We start from the raw sequence: 17968 nt of genomic DNA, 5'->3' as shown, positions 1-17968 counted from the left end.
CCGACACGACACCGACACCGACACGACGACAGAACGACACGACGACAGAAGCCGAACGATGACCGACCACCTCCGCGCGACCTCCACCACGAACCGCGCACGCCGCGAACTCCTCGCCTGGCGCAACGCCGTCTTCGCGATCTTCTTCCTCTCGGGGCTCAGCCTCGCGAGCTGGGTCGCCCGCCTCCCCGAAGTGCGCGACGAGACCGGGCTCAGCACCCAGGGCGTCGGCCTCGTCATCCTCGCGGGGTCCATCGCCGCGGTCCTCGGCCTCATCGCCGCTCCCCCGCTCATGGCCCGCTTCGGTGCACGCGTCGGCATGGCGGGCTCACTCATCGCCGTCTCGCTCGGGCTCGTGTTCATCGGTGTCGGCGGCTCACTGCTGCCGTCCATCCCGCTCATCGTGATCGGGCTCGCGTTCGCCGGTTTCGGCAACGGCGCGGTCGACGTCATGATGAACGTCGAGGGCGCAGAGGCCGAGCGCGAGCTCGCCAGGACCGTGATGCCGCTCATGCACGCGTTCTTCTCGTTCGGCACGGTCGCGGGCGCGGGCCTGGCGGCCGCAGCGGCCGCACTCGCGATCCCGGTCGTCGCGCACCTCTCCACGATCGCCGCCGTCGTCGCGATCGGCGCGATCGTGTCGGTGCGGTTCGTGCCCAAGCGCAGCGAGCTCGGCGACCCGGCTGTCGCCGATGAGCGTGCGGATGCCGCATCCGCACGCCCGTGGACGGAGCGATTCCTCGACGGCCTCAAGGTCTGGGGCGACGTGCGACTGCTCCTCATCGGCGTCATCATGCTCGGCATGTCGTTCGCCGAGGGATCGGCGAACGACTGGCTCACACTCGCGGCGGTCGACGGCCACGGCTTCGACCCCGCCGTGGGTGCCGCGATCTTCACGGTCTTCGCCGTGTCGATGACGACGGCACGTGTACTCGGCGGACCGCTCGTCGACCGGTTCGGCCGCGTCACGACGCTCCGCGTGCTCGCGGCGACCGGCGTGGCGGGACTCAGCCTCTTCATCTTCGGCACCGAGGTGTGGGTGATCGTCATCGGCACGATCCTGTGGGGCATCGGCGCGTCGATGGGCTTCCCGGTCGGCATGTCCGCAGCAGCCGACGTGCCCGACCGCGCCCAGGCCGCCGCCCGTGTGAGCGCCGTGGCGATCATCGGCTACTGCGCCTTCCTCGTCGGCCCGCCGTTCATCGGCTTCCTCGGCGAGCAGTTCGGGCTGCTGAACGCCCTGCTCGTGATCCTGGTGCTCATGGTCATGGCCGGGCTCGCGGCTCCCGCGGCCCGCGAGCGCTCGCGCATGCCCGGTGCCACGGGCGGCGAATCCGACGGCCCCACCGCCGAGGCCTGACGCCCGCGCCAGACCGTCGAACACCGTCGGTCGCCGTACACTCGACAGGTGCGTCTCGTCATCGCCCGCTGCTCCGTCGACTACGCCGGACGCCTCGCGGCTCATCTCCCGCTCGCCACCCGCCTGCTGATGGTGAAGGGCGACGGAAGCCTCCTCGTGCACTCCGACGGCGGCAGCTACAAGCCGCTCAACTGGATGAGCCCGCCGTGCACCCTCACGACGCTCGAGCCCGACGACGACCAGCGCGCCGCGGGCATCGTCGAGCTCTGGAAGGTCGTGCACCAGAAGACCGCCGACCAGCTCATCGTCTCGATCCACGAGGTGCTGCACGACTCGTCCCACGAGCTCGGCATCGACCCCGGCCTGCAGAAGGACGGCGTGGAGGCGCACCTGCAGAAGCTGCTCGCCGAGCAGATCGAGCTCCTCGGCGACGGCCACCGGCTCGTGCGCCGCGAGTACATGACGGCGATCGGCCCGGTCGACATCCTGGCGACGGATGCCTCGGGCGCCTCGGTCGCCGTCGAGCTCAAGCGCCGCGGCGACATCGACGGCGTCGAGCAGCTGACCCGCTACCTCGAGCTCATGAACCGCGACCCGCACCTCGCGCCCGTGACCGGCGTCTTCGCGGCGCAGGAGATCAAGCCCCAGGCCCGCACCCTCGCGGAGGACCGGGGCATCCGCTGCCTCGTACTCGACTACGACGCGATGCGCGGCGTCGACGACGGGCACTCCCGCCTCTTCTGAGTGGAATCCCTGTTCACGGCCGCTTTCCCTCGACTTCACGCGAAATTGAGCAGGACTCGGATATTGTCGGCCTAGGATGACACGATGACCTCCGAGACTCTGACGACCGCGACGACGGCCACCACGACCCGCACCTGGTCGGCCGTACTGTTCGACCTCGACGGCACGATCGTCGACTCGGCGTCCGACATCACCGCCTCGCTCGCGCACATGTTCACCGAACTCGGCCTGCCCGTGCCGAGCGACGAGGTGCTGCGCGCCTACGTGGGCCCGCCCCTGCTCGACAGCCTCCGCCTGAGCGCCGGCTTCGACGACGCCGAGGCGTGGGAGGCGCTCAACATCTACCGCGATCACTACGGCGAGCACGTGCTGCGCTCCCCCGTCTTCCCGGGCGTCGCCGGAGTGCTCGAGCGCCTGCACACCGCAGGCATCCCCGTGGCTCTCGCGACGTCCAAGCCCGAGTCGATGGCCCGCAAGGTGCTCGACCACCAGGGCCTCAGCCAGTACTTCACCGTCATCGCGGGCGCGAGCGACGACGAGGAGCGCAGCACCAAGGCCGATGTCGTGGCCGAGGCCCTGCGCCGCTTGAACGCGCTCGGCATCAGCACCGAGCACTCGGTGATGGTCGGCGACCGCGGCTACGATACGCTCGGCGCGCTCGCGAACGGCGTGCCGACGATCCTCGTCGAGTGGGGCTACGGCTCCCCCGCCGAGGCGGCGGACGCCATGGCGGTCGTGCACTCGGCCGACCAGCTGCGGACCCTCCTCCTCGGCTGAGTCCGCGCCGAAGCACCCCGAGGCGCGCTGCGCCGCGTTGAGCCCGGTCAGCCGCCGGTCGCGCCGTTCTCGCGCGTCACCCCGGTCGACCGATCGATCATCATCACCCCTCGACGCCGCGCACAGAGCGCCGCCCCTCCCGCTCAGCGTAGACCCCGGTCGCTCAGGGCGAATTCATATCATGACGAATACTCAGAGCTCCGGCGACGCAAGATTCACCCCCATCCGGGTGACGGGCGCGCAGGATCGACGTGAATCCCGAGGCTCACGCAACAGACGCGCGTCGTGCTCGGCGAAAGCTCTCACAGCTCTTCCATAGGCGCCGCGATCCACGGCAGGATTCCGATTACGTTCGCCCACCGACGAACGTCGTACGCGCCCTGTGGTCACCTCCACGGGGCGTTCGAAGGGAGAAGCATGTCTGGATTCACGGGCCGCGCGCGGAGGCGCGCGGTTGCGGTCATCCCGGTGTTCGCGCTCGCTGCCACCGGTCTGGTGACATTCGGCGCAACGGGAGCGGCCGCTGCTGAACCGCCGGTGTCGCCACCGGTGATCAGCGATTCCGAGTACTACATGAACTACGTCGCACCGCGCGTCGAGGAGGCGTTCGACGATGATGTCGACACTGCGCTCGTCGACCCCGACGCCGCTCCCCGCGACGCCGGCGCGATCGCCGCAGGCGCGGCGGAGATCGACCGCAAGTTCGCACAGGGCAACCCTGTGGCGGCACGCGAACTCGCCAAGCGCGAGGCCAAGTCGAACGAGAGCGGCACGAGCACCAAGTCGCTGCGTCAGCAGCAGCTCAAGCACAGCAAGACCACGCAAGAGGCGAAGCTGCTCACGATCCTCGTCGAGTTCGATGAGAACGCCGACGACGACTTCACCGGCTCCATGGTGCCGACCGAGTTCGGCTCGAAGACCTGCAAGCCGGGCGACGTGCAGAACGGCCCGGTGCACAACAACATCCCCGACCCCGCCGACTACGAGCTCGACGACAACAACTCGATGTGGGTGCCCGACTTCTCGTCGGAGCACTTCAACAAGATGCTCTTCACCGATGAAGGCATCACCGACCGGGTGCGCACCGACCTCACGGGCCCCGACGGCCAGCCCGGCTTCGACATCTCGGGCTACACGATGAAGTCGATGTACGAGGAGATGTCGCGCGGCGCCTACACCGTGACCGGCGAGGCCACGCCGTGGATCACCGTGCCCCACTCCGAGGCCTGGTACGGCGCGAGCCGCTGCTTCCTCAACGAGGAGACGGGCGAGTACGAGGCCGGCGAGGTCCAGGACCAGCAGGGCCACCCCGACAACCCGGCCGGCTCGGCACAGCTGCCGATCGACGCGGTCACGGCACTCGCCGAGGCGCAGCCCGACTTCCCGTGGTCCGACTACGACATCGAGGACCAGGGCGACCGCGACGGCGACGGCGTCATCGACGAGCCCGACGGCGTGATCGACCACGTCGTGCTCGTGCACGCCGGTGAAGACAAGTCGGGCGGCGGCGGCGAGCAGGGCACGTACGCCATCTGGGCGCACTCGTCGGCGGTCGCCGGCGGCGCCGACATCCCCGGCACCGACCTCAAGCTCTCGAACTACATCGTGCAGCCCGAGGACTCGGGCGTCGGCGTGTTCGCGCACGAGTACGGCCACGACCTCGGCCTGCCCGACCTCTACGACACCTCGAACCAGGGCAACTCCGACGTCGATTTCTGGGACCTCATGAGCTCCGGCTCGCACTCGGGCCCGATCTTCCAGTCGATGCCGACGCACATGGGCATCTGGGACAAGTGGGTGCTCGGCTGGGCCGACCCTGTGGTCGTGAACCCCGGTGACGAGCCGGTCGACATCAAGGTCGGCCAGACCTCGCGCCCGCTCAAGGGCTCGCAGGACGGCGTGAAGATCAACCTGCCGGCGAAGGTCATCACGCTCGCCGAGCCGACCAGCGGCGAGAACATGTGGTACACCGGGGCCGACCAGAGCTGGGGCGACATCCGCATCGTCCGCGACCTCGAGGTGCCCGCCGACGCGAAGTTCTGGATGCAGAACAACTTCGTCATCGAGGGCGACTGGGACTTCGGCTTCGTCGAGGTCTCGACCGACGGCGGCACCACGTGGACCGACCAGAAGGTGTACAACGAGGACGGCACCGAGGCGACCACGCCCGACGGCTACTCCGACCCGAACGGCAACCTCGCGACGTTCGGCGACCGCAAGTACGGTCTCACCGGCACGTCGGGCGGCTGGAAGCACCAGTACGTCGACCTCGCGGCCTTCTCCGGCCAGACGGTCGGCCTGCGCCTGCGCATGGCCACCGATGCCGCCTTCGAGGAGCGCGGCTGGTTCGCCGACGACTTCGCCCTCACGAGCGGAGCCGAGACGGTCTGGAGCGATGACGTCGAGGGCGGCGACAACGGCTGGACCGCCGAGGTCGAGACGTTCGCCGACACCACCGGCCCCGGCTGGCGCATCGACACCGGCACCGCGAACAACGCGCAGTACTACCTCGTCGAGTGGCGCAACTTCGACGGCTTCGACGAGGGCCTGAAGTACGGTTACGACACCGTCTACAGCGCCGGCGCGTGGAAGGTCGACAAGATCAAGTACAACGCCCCTGGCGCGCTCGTGTGGTACCGCGACACGACCTTCGGCAGCACCAACCACGTTCGCACGAACGAGGCCGCGCTGCCGAGCTACGGCGCCAAGGGCGGGCTGCTGCTCGTCGACAGCCACTTCGACCCGCTGCGCCGCACGGGCGATGCTGCGGTCGGCGACCGGGCCGACAAGAACAACCTGCCGGGGCGCGCCCAGTCCTCCGACGTCGCGTTCGGCCTCCAGTCGACGTACCCCTTCACGGAGTGCATCACCGGCGCCGAGCTGACCGAAGAGCTGTGCACCGACATCCCCGCCCGCGACGCGGTGAGCACCTTCACCGACGACCTGGGCTGGACCTCGGGGCTCGAAATGGACGACCAGGGCAACCTGTACCGCCGCTTCCGCGACGGTTCGGCGGTCGTGCCGTCGGTCGGCAACGCGCCGTACTCGACGCGCATCGTCGACCCCGAGGGCAACCTGATCACCGACCTGTTCGGCACCCCCATCGGGTCGCTGAACACGGTGCTCGGCACCGGAAACCCCGCCGATGACGGCGTGGGCTACGGCACCGTGATCAAGGTGAAGAAGGCCTTCAAGGGCAACACGGCCGCACTGATCAGCATCACGCCGCCCGCGGCCGGCTGAACAGCAGCACCTTCGCACTCCCGACGAGGCGTCGGCTCCCTTCGGGGAGTCGGCGCCTCGCCGCATGCCGGGGTCACGACCAGAGATCGCGGGTGGTCGCAGCCGGACCGTCAGGCCGCGTTCGGCACGAACAGCCGTCGGATGACCCGGCCGTCGGCGAGCGCGTCGAGGCTCTCGTTGATCTCGGCGAGCGGCACGGTGTCGGTGTGCAGCAGCTCCATCGGCAGGCGCCCGGCGCGCCAGAGCTCGACGTAGCGCGCGATGTCGCGCGCGGGCACGGCGTCGCCCATGTAGGAGCCGAGCAGGCGCTTGCCGGCACCGGCGAACTGCAGTGCGGGCACCGCGAGCTCCTGCTCGGGGTGCGGCAGTCCGACCGAGACGAGGGCGCCGCCGCGGGCGAGCAGCTCGAGGCACGCGCCCATGACCCGTGCACTGCCGACGGCCTCGATCGCGACGTCGATGCCGCCGCCGGTGAGCTCGGCGACGAGGGCGGCAGCCCCGTCGGGGGCGGCCACCGCGTTCGCACCGGCTCGCAGGGCGAGCTCGTGCTTGTCGGTGTTGGGGTCGACGGCGATGACGGTGACGTCCTCGATCTGCGCCGCGGCCATGACCGCGGCGAGACCGACGGCGCCGAGGCCGAACACGATGACCGACTGCCCCGGCCGCACGTCTGCGGTGTTGAACACGGCCCCCATGCCGGTGAGCGCGGCGCAGCCGAACATCGCGGCGATGTCGAACGGCACGTCGCGGTCGATGACGACGAGCGACTCGGCGGCGACGACGGCGTACTCGGCGAACGCCGAGACCCCGAGGTGGTGGTTCACCGGGGCGCCGGCGGCATCGGTCAGCACGGATGCCCCGTGCAGCAGTTCACCCGAACCATTCGCCTCAGCGGCGCGCGAGCAGAGCGCGGGCCGGCCCGATCGGCACTCCCGGCAGTCGCCGCAGCTCGGCACGAAGACGAGCACGACGTGGTCGCCGACCGCGATGCCGTCGACCCCGTCGCCGACCGCCTCGACGATGCCGGCGGCCTCGTGGCCGAGGGCCATCGGCAGCGGACGCGGCCGGGAGCCGTTGACGACCGAGAGGTCGGAGTGGCAGAGGCTCGCCCGCTCGATGCGCACACCGACCTCGCCGGGGCGGGGCGCGGCGACGTCGAGGGGCTCGATCGCGAGCGGGCGGCTCTCGGCGTAGGGGCGGGCGGCGCCCTGCGCACGGAGGACGGCGCTACGCATCCGTCGCCTCGAGGTAGCGCTCGATGACGCGGTCCGCGAGCAGCGGGATGATGCGGCCGACGCCGATGCGCTGGAAGTGCTCGGTCTCGCGGTGCGCGGCGAAGCCGGCCTCGTCGACGTAGCGCTCGAGGATGACGATCTCGTCGGGGTTCGCCACCCCGCGGTAGAAGTCGTAGGCGCGGTTCGCCGGCTCGGCGCGGCTCGCGGCGGCGAGCTCGCCGAGCAGCTCGAGCACGGTCTCGGCCTCACCGGGAAGCGGGAAGTAGCGGGCGATGACCTGGAACTGGGGTGCTGGCACGTGGGTCTCCTGTCGAATGGGAGCAGCAGGGCGAGTGAGAACGGCGGGGCCGCCCGGCCGGGGACCGGCCACGGGGCATCCGCTCAGCGCCGGGTGATCGACCAGAGCTCGACGTCGCTCGTCGAGACGGCCGTGGCCCCGCCCTTGAGGGCGGCGATCACGTCGTCCCGGCTCTGCACGAAGCCGGCCGCGACGTAGGGCGTGAGCTCGGCGAGCTCCTGCTGCTTGATGTAGGGGATGACCGGCCACGGCATGAGCTGCACGAGGTGCGGGCGGTTCTGCCGCACCGCGTTGGTGCTGCGCGGCAGCGTCGACCGGTCGGTGATGAAGACCTTCTGCATGGTGACCATGCCGAGCTGGTTGGCCTTCTGGATGAGCATGGTGCGGGTCGTGATGAGTCCTGGCGTGCCGATCTTGCGCAGGTACTCGACGCCGCCTCGGTCCTGGGCGAGACCGTCGCTGTTGTCGATGTTGACGAAGACGAACTTGCCCGCAGATGAGAGCGTCGAGACGAGGCCCTCGAGGTCGGGGAGCGCCACGTTCGCGGCGATCGCGACCTGGCACGGGCCGGCGAGGAACGCCTCGACCGACTCGGTGCCGTAGAGCGATGCGACGACCGGGTTGCGGTAGAGCCGCTCCTCGAGCGATCGGGGGAACTCCAGCACGTTCACCGCATTCCTGCCCTCATCTGCGGACTCGTTCACGGCAGCATCAGGCGACGAGCCCGAGTTTACCGGGGTTCAGCAGGTTCTTCGGGTCGAGCGCCGCCTTCACGGCGCGCAGCACCTCGAAGCCCGCGCCGAGCGATTCTGCCAGGTACGGCGCGCGCAGCAGGCCCACGCCGTGGTGGTGGCTGAGGGTCGCGTCGTGCTTCAGGATCACGGCGTTCGCGGCATCCCAGGCCGCGCGGTACCACTCGGCGCGCCGGTCGACCTCGACGTCGCCGCGAAGCGAGAAGTAGAGGCAGGCGCCGTCGACGTAGGCGTGCGACTGGTGGGCGGAGCCGGCGAGGGTGCCGGGCACGGCGTCGATCGCGGCGACGACCTCGTCGTAGATGGCAGGCAGGTCGCGCCAGCGGCCGATCATCTCCAGGGTGTCGGCGACGAAGCCGGGGCTGCGCTTGAAGCCCTCTGCGCTCTTGCCGGTGAGGTAGCGGGTGTCGAGCCAGCGCTCGAAGATCGCTGCGTCGTCGAGCTTCACCCCCGTCTCGGCGCAGATGCGCTCGCTGATCACGAGGCCGGCGTCGACGAGCTCCTGCGTGCCCTCGTCGGCGACGAGCAGCACGTTCTGCTCCGGCAGGTCGAACTGCACGCCGCTCTCGAGGTTGTCGTAGAGGCGCAGCGCCGCGGGGTTCGCACCCTGCTGCATGATCTGTCGGCAGGCCTCGAGGCCGGCGGCGAACGTCGGGAAGCCGTAGGCGATCGCGCGGCCGTACGACGGCAGCCGGTGCAGCTTGAAGCGGATCGTGGTGATGACGCCGAGCGTGCCCTCCGAGCCGATGACGAGCTGCAGCAGGTCGGGTCCGACGGCGGCGCGGGCGCTCTCTCCCACCGTGATGAGCGAACCGTCGGCCAGCACGACATCCATGCCGTAGACCATGTCCTCGATCTTGCCGTAGCGCGTCGACAGCTGGCCGGCACCGCGGCAGGCGACCCAGCCGCCGACCGTCGAGATGCCGTACGAGGAGGGCCAGTGGCCCATCGTCATGCCGTACTCCGACTGGATGAGCTCCTCGAAGACGTCGCCGAACATCCCGGCCTCGACCTCGACGATCTGGCTCTCCACGTCGAAGCTCACGAAGCGGTTGAGCTCGCACACGTCGAGCACGATGCCGCCGCGCACGGGCAGCGCGGCGCCCGTCACGTTGCTGCGGCCGGCCGAGACGGTCACGGGCAGGTCGTTGGCGTCGGCGATGCGCATGACGGCCTGCACCTGCTCGGTCGTCGAGACCTTCACGATCACGGCGTCCGGCGTCGCGGGCTTCCCCGCGGTCTCGCCGATCATCGTGCCGGCCCACCAGTCGCGGGTGCCCTCGACGACGGATGCCGCGTCGGTGACCACCTGGTCGGCGGCAGCTCCGAGCTCGGCGACGACGGCCACCGGAACGGCGACGACGTCCTCCTGGAAGGACGCCTCCTCGCCGATCGTCTCGATGCTCGCGGCGTAGTGCGGCTGGGTGGGCGCGCCCACCACGTAGTTGCCGCGGTTGTAACCGCGCTTGACGGCTTCCTTGCTGATCATTCGGACTCTCCCATCAGGATGGCGCGTTCGTGCGCCGTGGCGGTCTGGTAGGCGGTCACCTGCGCGGTGACCGCGGCGTCGCTGAGGCCGAGCTCGGCCTGCAGCAGTTGCCCCACGCGCGGCGCGGCGGCCGCGGAGGCGTCGCGGGCCATGAGGCGTGCGCGAGTGCGACGGCTCAGCACGTCGTCGACGCTCCGGGCCATCTCGTGGCGGGCCGAGTAGACGACCTCGGCCTCGAGGTAGGGCAGTCCGTCGACGATGGGCGCGGCGAGCGACGGGTCGTTGCCGAGGATGTCGGTGATGAACGGCGCCTCGTTGCCGTAGCGCTCCCCGAGGTGGGCGGCGAGGCCGCCGGAGGCGGTGACGGCCTCGGGGTCGTAGCCGGCCGCGCCGAGCAGGTAGGCGTCCTTCGTGACGCAGCGACGGCGTTCGCCGAGCACCTTCTGCGCGGCGTCGATCGTCTGCTGGGCCATGTGGCGCGAGGTGGTGAGCTTGCCGCCGACGACCGTCACGAGGCCGTCGCGGTCGGTGCGGATCTCGTGCTTGCGCTTGACGTCGATGGTCTTGCCGCCGGGCGGGGCGACGAGCGGGCGGCAGCCGCCGATGCTGCCGACGACGTCGGAGGGCTCGAGGTCGGTGTTCAGCGCGGTGCGCGCGCCCGAGATGAGGAAGTCCATCTCCTCGCGCGTGCAGTTCACGTCGTCGAGGTCGCCCGTGTAGTCCTCGTCGGTCGTGCCGAGGTAGGCGGTGTCGCCCCAGCGGGTGATCGTCGCGCGGCGGTTGCGACCGGGGATCGGGATCGTGACCGTGCAGTCGTTGCGGATCTTGGTCCACGGCACGGCGATGTGCACGCCCTTGGCGGGGCGGATGTTCGGGGCATCCGCCTCGGCGCCCGCGCCGTTCCAGTCGCGCAGCCACGCGCCCGTCGCGATGACGACGACGCCCGCGAGCGCGGCGATCTCGCGCCCGTCGACCTCGGCGACCACGCCGTTGACCTTCCCGCGGCTGCGGGTGACCTCGGTCACCTTCGCGCCGTTCAGGATCGTGGCGCCGTGGTGGGCGGCGGTGCGGGCGAGGGTGAGCGTGAGCCGTGCGTCGTCGGCACGCGCGTCGTAGTACATGAAGCCGCCGTCGAGGTTCTCGGCCTTGAAGGTCGAGCAGTGCGCGAGCACCTCGTTCTTCGAGAGCTTCTGGTGCAGCACGCCCTCGCGCCAGCCGCCCGCGAGGTCGTAGGTCCAGAGCAGGCTCTCGAAGCCGGCGGCGAGCCGGCGGTCGAAGACCCCGTCGTGCGAGAGCACCGGGAAGAGGAACGGCAGGCGCTGCACGAGGTGCCTGGCGTTCTTCCGCAGCCGCTGGCGTTCGAGCAGCGAGTGCCGCACGAGCGGCAGGTTGCCCTGCTCGATGTAGCGGAGCCCGCCGTGGATCATCTTCGACGACTTCGAGGAGGTGCCCGACGCGAAGTCGTCCTTCTCGAGGAGCGCGACTCGGTACCCCCGGAGCGCGGCGTCCATCGCGGCGTACGCGCCGGTGACACCGCCGCCGACGATGATCATGTCGAAGCGACCGCCCTCGACGTTCGCCACCTGCTCGGCTCGGCTGAGCTGCAGGGGTTCGACTCGGGTCATGCGCTCGCGCGCGGTGTCGGTCTTGCGGGCTGGCAGTCCTACCATCGTGTGGTTCTCTCTACTTCCGTGTTGCACGGCTCGTGGTGAGCCGGAGTTCGTTGTCGATGCGTTCGTTCCACGCCGCGCGGCGTTCTGCGCGCTCGTCGCCGCTGATCAGCGGCTCGAAGACCTCACCGGCGCCCATCGATGCCGCGGCCTCGTCGAGCGAGTTCCAGAGCAGCCCGTCGGAGCCGGCGAGGAACGCGGCACCGCGGAGGCTCGCGCCCTCGGAGGCCGGCAGGCGCCGCATCGGCACACCGACGAGGTCGGCCTGCATCTGGATGAGCGGGTCGCTCGCCGACATCCCGCCGCCGACGACGATCTCGGTGATCGCCGTGCCGGCGACCTGCTCGTCGGCCTCGGCGCTCGAGGCGACCGAGTGCGCGATGCCCTCGAGCACGGCGTAGGCGATCTCGGGCAGCGTCGTCGACATCGAGAAGCCCGTGAGCGAGGCCTTCGCCCTGGGCTCCATGACGGGCATCCGCAGGCCGGTGAGCGCGGGCACGAACATGACGCCCTTCGCCGACGAGACGGTCGCGGCGAGCTCGCTGATGCGCTTGGACGACTCGAACCAGCCGAGGGTGTCGCACACCCAGTCGAGGGCCGAACCGGTCGTGGCGGTGAACGTCTCGATGGCGAAGACGGATGTCCCGTGCCGCCGCCAGGCCGTGAGGGTGAGCGCCCCGTCGTACAGCCCGGGGTTCGCCGGCGCACCGCTGCCGATGACGAGGTCGACGAAGCTGCCGGTGCCGTGCACGCACATCGCCTGCCCCTTGCGGAGGCAGCCGAGCCCCACGGTGCCGGCGTGCTGGTCGCCCGCCGCGGCGAGGATCGGTACCTCGATGCCGAGCACCGAGGCATCCGTCACGCCGAAGTCGTCGGCGTCCTGCCGCAGTTCGGGCAGGAGCTCGCCCGGGAAGCCGAGGGCGTCGATCCACTCGCGTTCGTAGTCGTGACGCCCGAGCACGTAGGCGCCCGCCGAGGTCGCGTTCGTCGAGGTGGCCGCGTAGGTGCGGTCACGGGACAGGCTCCAGAGCAGCCACGTCTCGATCGTGCCGAAGCCGAGCCGGCCGGCCCGGTGCGCGGCGGCCACCTCCGGGGTCTCCCGCAGGTGGTGCGCCGCCCAGAGGTAGGGCGAGCGCACCCCCGTGGGACGGCCGACGGTGCGGATCAGGCGCTCGTTCCAGTCGGGCCCGAGGGCCGCGAGCTCGTCGGCGTAGCGGCTGTCCTGCCACACCATGGCGGGCACGAGGGCCCGCCCGGTGGACGTGTCCCAGAGCACGGTGGTCGCGCGCTGGGCGGCGATGGCGAGGCCGACGAGGGCGACCCCGTCGCCTGCCGCGCGGGCGATGACCGCGCGGCAGGCGTCGATGGTCTTGTCGAGGATCGCGTTCGCATCCTGTTCGACCACGCCCGCGACGGGAGTGCTGACACGGAGCGGGCGGTACTCGAGCGCGTGCACGAGTCCGTCGGCCGTGACCCACGCCGCACGCGTGCCGGTGGTTCCTTCATCGATCGCCAGGATCGCGGGTGTCGTCATGTCGGATGCCGCTTCGCTACTTGGCGGCCAGGACGGATGCCTCGGCGGCCACCTGCGCCGCGGCGTCGCTCTTGAACTGCGGGGCGTTCTGCTCCTCGTCGGGGCTGATCGCGGTGCGCGTCGGGTCCCACTTGATGATCGAGCAGATGATGAACGCGACGAGCGGCACGACCGAGAGGATGAGGAACGTCGGACCGAGGCCGATGCCCTCCTTGAGCAGCGGGAAGACGAGCAGGCCGAGGGCCGCGCCCGCGCTGCCGATGGCACCGATGATGCCGTTGGCGCCCGCTCGCAGCTCGCTGCGGAACGAGAGCGTCGAGAGGCTCTTGCCATTGGCGCCCGGGCCGCCCGAGTGGAACAGGATGAACAGCGACGGCACCACGAATGCGAGCCACAGGGGCATCGACTCGTAGAAGAAGCCGAGCACGACGAGCATCAGGAAGACCGCGCCGAAGCCCATCGCCGAGGCCCGGCGCAGGCCGAAGCGCTTGCCGATGACGGGCGACATGAACCCGCCGACGATGCCGAAGACGTTGAACACGAGGGCACCGAGCGTCGCGACGACGAAGTCCTCGCCGAACAGCGCGATGCTGATGATCGGCAGGTACCAGCCGACGGCGAAGTACTGGATCGACTGGGCCATCTGCACGGTCGCGGCGAGCACCGTGCGCGGCAGGTAGATGCCGCGGAAGATCAGGGCGACGTTCGCGAAGCCCTTGGTCGCCTGGTTCGTGACGGGGATGCGGTCCTCGACGGGCGCCGCGGTGAAGGTCTCACCGTAGATCTTCGTCATCGAGGCGGCGGCACGGCCGAGCTTCTCCTTGCGGGCGAGCCAGGTGGGGCTCTCGACCATGAAGATCGCCTGCAGCACGAAGAGCACGAGGGCGACGAGACCGGCGGTGCCGACCGAGTAGCGCCAGATCGAGTCGCCGACGTTCATGTTGTAGAACATGATCGCGAGCACGAGGTTCGAGCAGACCGCGACGTACCAGATGCCCTGCCAGGTGTTCAGGCGTGCCTTGAAGCGGGCCGGGGTGAACTCCGCGAGCAGCGCCATCGCGATCGCGAAGTCGATGCCGTAGGCGGCGCCGACGAAGAAGCGGCCGGCGAGCACCATCTCGAAGCTCGGGGCGAACGCGGCGAGCATGGCTCCGACGAGCGCGAGCACCTTGGCGATGAGGAGCGGAGGGATGCGGCCCCACTTGTCGGCGAGCCATCCGCCGATCGGGTTGAAGGCGATGGCGACCCACGACGCCATCGAAGTGAGGATCGCGACCTGCGTGGCGCTGAGCTCCATGTCCCTGGTCATCGGCCCGAGACCGGCGGAGAGCGCCGAGTTCGAGAACGCGTCGAGGAACAGCCCGCTGAGGGCGAGCCACCAGATCAGGCCAGCTCGACCGCCGATGCGCGAACGTGCATCGATAAAGGAGATGACGTCGCCGACGCCTCTCAGAACATGTTGTGCCACGTGTCCGACCTCTCTGTCGGGAAACCCTGTCAGAGACGCGCACAACCGAAAAAAGGGCAGACGAAAACCTCCAACAGGAGGTCTCCATTCTTACCCTATTGGTCACGACCGTAGCCGACCCCGTTGGCGTGCGTCAAGCCCGATTCGAACCGCTGGTCGCGGCATCCGTTCGGGTCGGCCGTTCCAGCTCTCGCGCTCGCGCCTCAGCGGCGGGGCGACGGCGTGAACAGCTGCTGCGCCCGTCGCCGGTATGCGCGCCGCTGCACCGCGAGCTGCACCGAGAGCGTCAGCACGCCGCCCGTGATGATGGCGACGAGGTTGATGCCGAGCTGCACGGCGGCACTGCCGGCCTGCGCCCACTCCCCCGCCGCAATGCCGACCGCGATCGCCCCGGCCGCGGGAATCGTCGTCACCGAGATGAGCACGCCGATGAGCGCGCCCGACTTCGCCGAGGTGAGCGAGAGCACGCCCGCGATGCCCGCGAGGAAGCCGACGACCCAGCTGAGCACGTTCGGCTCCCAGATGAACCGGGTGAGCGGATGGTTCGCCTCGAGCGGATCCACCGGGAACACGCCGATCGCCTGCTGCAGGAGCGCGAAGCCGATCGTCACGACGATGGCGCCGGCGTAGCCGATGAGCAGGGTCGCCGTCGAGCGCCACACGACCCGAGGCCGCCGCCGCACGATGCCGACCGCGATCGCGGCGAGCGGCCCGAAGTCCGGGCCGACGACCATCGCGCCGACGATGAGGATCGGCTGGTCGGTCACGACGCCGACCGCGGCGATGAGCGTCGCGACGGTCATGAACACGAGGAAGGTCGCCGAGAGCCGCACCTCGTCGTCGGTGCGCGCCTCGACCTCCTCCCACACGACCGCATCGTCGTCGTTGCCGAAGACGGCTGCGGCGCTGCGGCGGCGCTTGCGGCCGAGGGCGAGGTCGACCGACTCGATCGCGATCGATCCCTGCTCGTCGAGGCCGACGGCGTGCAGCTGGGCGAGCAGCCCGCTCGCGGCGTCGCGGTCGACGTCGCAGAGGAGCACGTCGCCCGCGGGGTCGAGACCGGCGCCGGGTAGCGCGATCAGGTTGGAGACGGGCGCGTCCGGCGAGCGGAGCACCCCGTCGACCTCGGCGCGGAGCGTCGGCGGAACGATCATCCTCACGTGCAGCACCGTGCCAGTCTGGCGCGATCGGATGGCGCGGCGGTCGCGCCGCGCGGAGGGCGGGCCTCAGGCCGTGGCGCGAGGAGCGTCGTCAGGCCGTGGCGGGCGTTCGGCCGGCTGCGCCGGCGAGGAGGCCGTCGAGCAGGCGGTCGAGCCCCCACGCGAACGCGGAGGGTTCGGCGCCGTCTGCTGCAACGAGGTGCGCGGTCGCCTCGGTGAGCGGGTGGCTCGCGGCATCCGACCAGAGCGCGCCTGCCGTGCTGAGGGCGGCGGTATCAGCCTCGACGGCACGCTCGGCGGCGTCGAGGGCAGCGACCCCGAGCACGTGGGCGCGCACGGCGTGGGCCGCGCGCGCGGCGTCGTCGAGCGACATCCCCTCGCCCTGGAACCCCGCGACGAGCGTCTCGTTCAGGCTCATCGCGTGCCGGCCGTCGAGCGGGCCGCTCGTGACGAGCACCATGGCGCCCGTGTGCTCGGCGAGCCGCGCGCGCAGGGCCGCGGCGAGCGCGTGCACCCGGTCGCGCCAGGCGCCGGCCGGGTCGGCTGCCGCGTCGAGGTCGAGGTCGGAGAGGAGCTCCTCGACCATCGCGCGCAGCAGCGCGTTCTTGGACGGGAAGTAGGTGTAGATCGCCGTGGGCGTGAGGCCGAGCGCCGCGGCGACCCCGCGCACGGAGACGGCGGCGAAGCCCTTCTGCTCGAGGATCTCGAACGCCGCATCGACGATGTCGACCTGGCTGACGCTGCGCCTCGGTCCGGGTTTCATGGTGCTCCTCGTGGGTCCTCACCACCGTACCCGCTGGCCGGCCCGCTCCCGGCCTCGGCTGGGCCCGGCCGTCGCCGATGCCGGCACGTGCCGCGCGCGCCGCCCTGTGGCACGCTGGAGTCCCGCGCCCCGTCGGCGCGCCGGAGAGGATCCGCCGATGTCGACCGAAGCACCCCGCACCGTGACCGTCATCGGCGACGCGCTCATCGATGAGCTGCGCGACCCGCGCGGCGCACGCGAGTTCGTCGGAGGCGCCGCCCTCAACGTCGCGGTCGGCCTCGCCCTCCTCGGCGAGCACGTGACCCTCGTCGCGATGCTCGGCGACGACGAGGCGGCCATGCGCATCCGCTCCTACCTGCGGGACTACGGCGTGCGCCTCGTCGAGAGCCCCTCGGCGCTCGGCACCTCGCGGGCCGTCTCCGACCGCACCGACGGCGAACCGCGGTACGAGTTCAACGAGGCCGCGCAGCGGCGGCGCATCCGCTTCGACGACGCCACACGAGCGGCGATCGACGAGGCCGACCTCGTCGTCGTCAGCTGCTTCCCCTTCGACGACGACGAGCAGACCGCTGAGCTGCTCGCGGCGATCGAACGGCCCCGCGACCGGCTCGCGATCGACGGCAACCCGCGCGCGGGCATGCTGCACGATCGCGAGGCGTTCCTCGCGAACTTCACGCGGGCGGCGGCCGGCTCACTGCTGGTGAAGGTCGGCGACGAGGACGGCGAGCTGCTGCTCGGCGCTCCCCTGTCGGAGTTCGTCGAACGGCTGCGCACTGCGCCGGCGGATGCCGCTGCGCACGGTGCCCCCGCAGTGCTCGCGACCGCCGGGCGCGACGGCGCGACCGTGTACGACGGCGAGCACGAGGTGCACGCCGCGATCGTCGAGCTGCCCGGCGCCGTCGTCGACACCATGGGCGCCGGTGACGCCACGCTCTCTGCGGTCGTGCACCACCTCGCAGTGCACGGCGTGCCGCGCACCGCCGGTGACTGGGCCGCCGCGCTCGGCGAGGCGATGACGGTCGCCGCCGCCACGGTGCGCCACGAGGGCGCGCTGCTGCGGATCCCGCGGCGCGAGGCGGTCGACCCGAGCTGATGCCGCTGCGAGAGACCGCCCGCTTGCGATGTCCGCGTCTACCGCTCGCCCGCCGACGGCCGCGTGGTTGAGTTTCCGGTCACGGATGCCGCGCGGGCGAGCTGAGCGACCGCAGGCGCAACTTCGGAGGTCTGCAGCGACTCGGGCGTTCAGTTTCGATGTTGTCCGATCCAGTGCAGATCTCCGAGATTGGCTGAGGGCTCAGCGCACGAATCGCACCTCGAGCACCTGCCACCGTCGAGCACGTACAGGCCCTCGAGCTCGAGGTCGCGGGGCCTGTCGGAGTCGCGACCGGAGCTCGTGTGGCTGTCCCAGTGCACGCTGGCGATCCCGGGCGCATCGGCGATGTCGGCGCGGCGGACGACGTACGGCTCGATCATGG

Annotated in this window: 14 protein-coding genes; 5 read left to right on the top strand and 9 right to left on the bottom strand. The window is 70.7% G+C overall.

What is annotated here, in order from left to right:
- Positions 1-58 precede the first annotated feature (58 nt).
- The 4 genes from ASE14_RS12630 to ASE14_RS12615 all read left to right on the top strand — a co-directional run bounded on the left by ASE14_RS12630 (position 59) and on the right by ASE14_RS12615 (position 6124).
- Complete coding sequence (locus ASE14_RS12630) at positions 59-1360, top strand: MFS transporter (RefSeq protein ID WP_056654980.1); 1302 nt, start codon at positions 59-61, stop codon at positions 1358-1360.
- A gap of 48 nt (positions 1361-1408) precedes the next feature.
- On the top strand, positions 1409-2104 hold the full coding sequence (nucS, locus tag ASE14_RS12625; protein ID WP_056654978.1) for an endonuclease NucS: 696 nt from the start codon (positions 1409-1411) through the stop codon (positions 2102-2104).
- Positions 2105-2188: 84 nt separating this feature from the next.
- Positions 2189-2881 carry an HAD hydrolase-like protein gene (locus tag ASE14_RS12620; RefSeq protein ID WP_056654976.1) on the top strand — a complete coding sequence of 231 codons (693 nt, stop codon included), beginning with the start codon at positions 2189-2191 and terminating at the stop codon, positions 2879-2881.
- A gap of 417 nt (positions 2882-3298) precedes the next feature.
- Positions 3299-6124 (top strand): immune inhibitor A domain-containing protein, encoded by a 2826-nt coding sequence (locus tag ASE14_RS12615; protein WP_056654974.1) that lies wholly within the window; start codon positions 3299-3301, stop codon positions 6122-6124.
- 110 nt (positions 6125-6234) lie between these two features.
- On the opposite strand, the gene ASE14_RS12610 is transcribed toward ASE14_RS12615, so the two are convergent.
- The 9 genes from ASE14_RS12610 to ASE14_RS12570 form a co-directional block, all read right to left on the bottom strand.
- Positions 6235-7359 (bottom strand): alcohol dehydrogenase catalytic domain-containing protein, encoded by a 1125-nt coding sequence (locus ASE14_RS12610; protein ID WP_056654972.1) that lies wholly within the window; start codon positions 7357-7359, stop codon positions 6235-6237.
- On the bottom strand, positions 7352-7657 hold the full coding sequence (locus tag ASE14_RS12605) for a putative quinol monooxygenase (protein WP_056654970.1): 306 nt from the start codon (positions 7655-7657) through the stop codon (positions 7352-7354). The genes ASE14_RS12610 and ASE14_RS12605 overlap by 8 nt, the downstream gene beginning before the upstream one ends.
- 83 nt (positions 7658-7740) lie before the next feature.
- On the bottom strand, positions 7741-8361 hold the full coding sequence (locus tag ASE14_RS12600) for a glycerol-3-phosphate responsive antiterminator (RefSeq protein WP_235511316.1): 621 nt from the start codon (positions 8359-8361) through the stop codon (positions 7741-7743).
- A gap of 7 nt (positions 8362-8368) precedes the next feature.
- Complete coding sequence (locus ASE14_RS12595) at positions 8369-9898, bottom strand: FAD-binding oxidoreductase (RefSeq protein ID WP_056654968.1); 1530 nt, start codon at positions 9896-9898, stop codon at positions 8369-8371.
- Positions 9895-11568, bottom strand: coding sequence for a glycerol-3-phosphate dehydrogenase/oxidase (locus tag ASE14_RS12590; RefSeq protein WP_056654966.1), 1674 nt, complete (start codon positions 11566-11568; stop codon positions 9895-9897). The genes ASE14_RS12595 and ASE14_RS12590 overlap by 4 nt, the downstream gene beginning before the upstream one ends.
- 13 nt (positions 11569-11581) lie before the next feature.
- The gene (locus ASE14_RS12585; protein ID WP_056654964.1) at positions 11582-13102 is read right to left on the bottom strand and encodes an FGGY family carbohydrate kinase; all 1521 of its coding nucleotides are present in this window, start codon (positions 13100-13102) and stop codon (positions 11582-11584) included.
- A 16-nt stretch (positions 13103-13118) separates the two neighbouring features.
- Positions 13119-14570 carry a nitrate/nitrite transporter gene (locus ASE14_RS12580; protein WP_056654962.1) on the bottom strand — a complete coding sequence of 484 codons (1452 nt, stop codon included), beginning with the start codon at positions 14568-14570 and terminating at the stop codon, positions 13119-13121.
- A gap of 203 nt (positions 14571-14773) precedes the next feature.
- Positions 14774-15739: a DUF389 domain-containing protein gene (locus tag ASE14_RS12575; protein ID WP_056654960.1), complete on the bottom strand. Its 966-nt coding sequence runs from the start codon at positions 15737-15739 to the stop codon at positions 14774-14776.
- An 82-nt stretch (positions 15740-15821) separates the two neighbouring features.
- Positions 15822-16493: a TetR/AcrR family transcriptional regulator gene (locus tag ASE14_RS12570; RefSeq protein ID WP_056654958.1), complete on the bottom strand. Its 672-nt coding sequence runs from the start codon at positions 16491-16493 to the stop codon at positions 15822-15824.
- 157 nt (positions 16494-16650) lie between these two features.
- Between ASE14_RS12570 and ASE14_RS12565 the strand changes: the two genes are divergently transcribed.
- Positions 16651-17586 (top strand): carbohydrate kinase family protein, encoded by a 936-nt coding sequence (locus tag ASE14_RS12565; protein ID WP_056654956.1) that lies wholly within the window; start codon positions 16651-16653, stop codon positions 17584-17586.
- Positions 17587-17968 lie beyond the last annotated feature (382 nt).

This window comes from Agromyces sp. Root81, from assembly GCF_001429165.1.
GTDB lineage: Bacteria > Actinomycetota > Actinomycetes > Actinomycetales > Microbacteriaceae > Agromyces.
The sequence above is the reverse complement of the archived record's forward strand: the minus strand, read 5'-3'. Positions and strand labels throughout refer to the sequence as shown.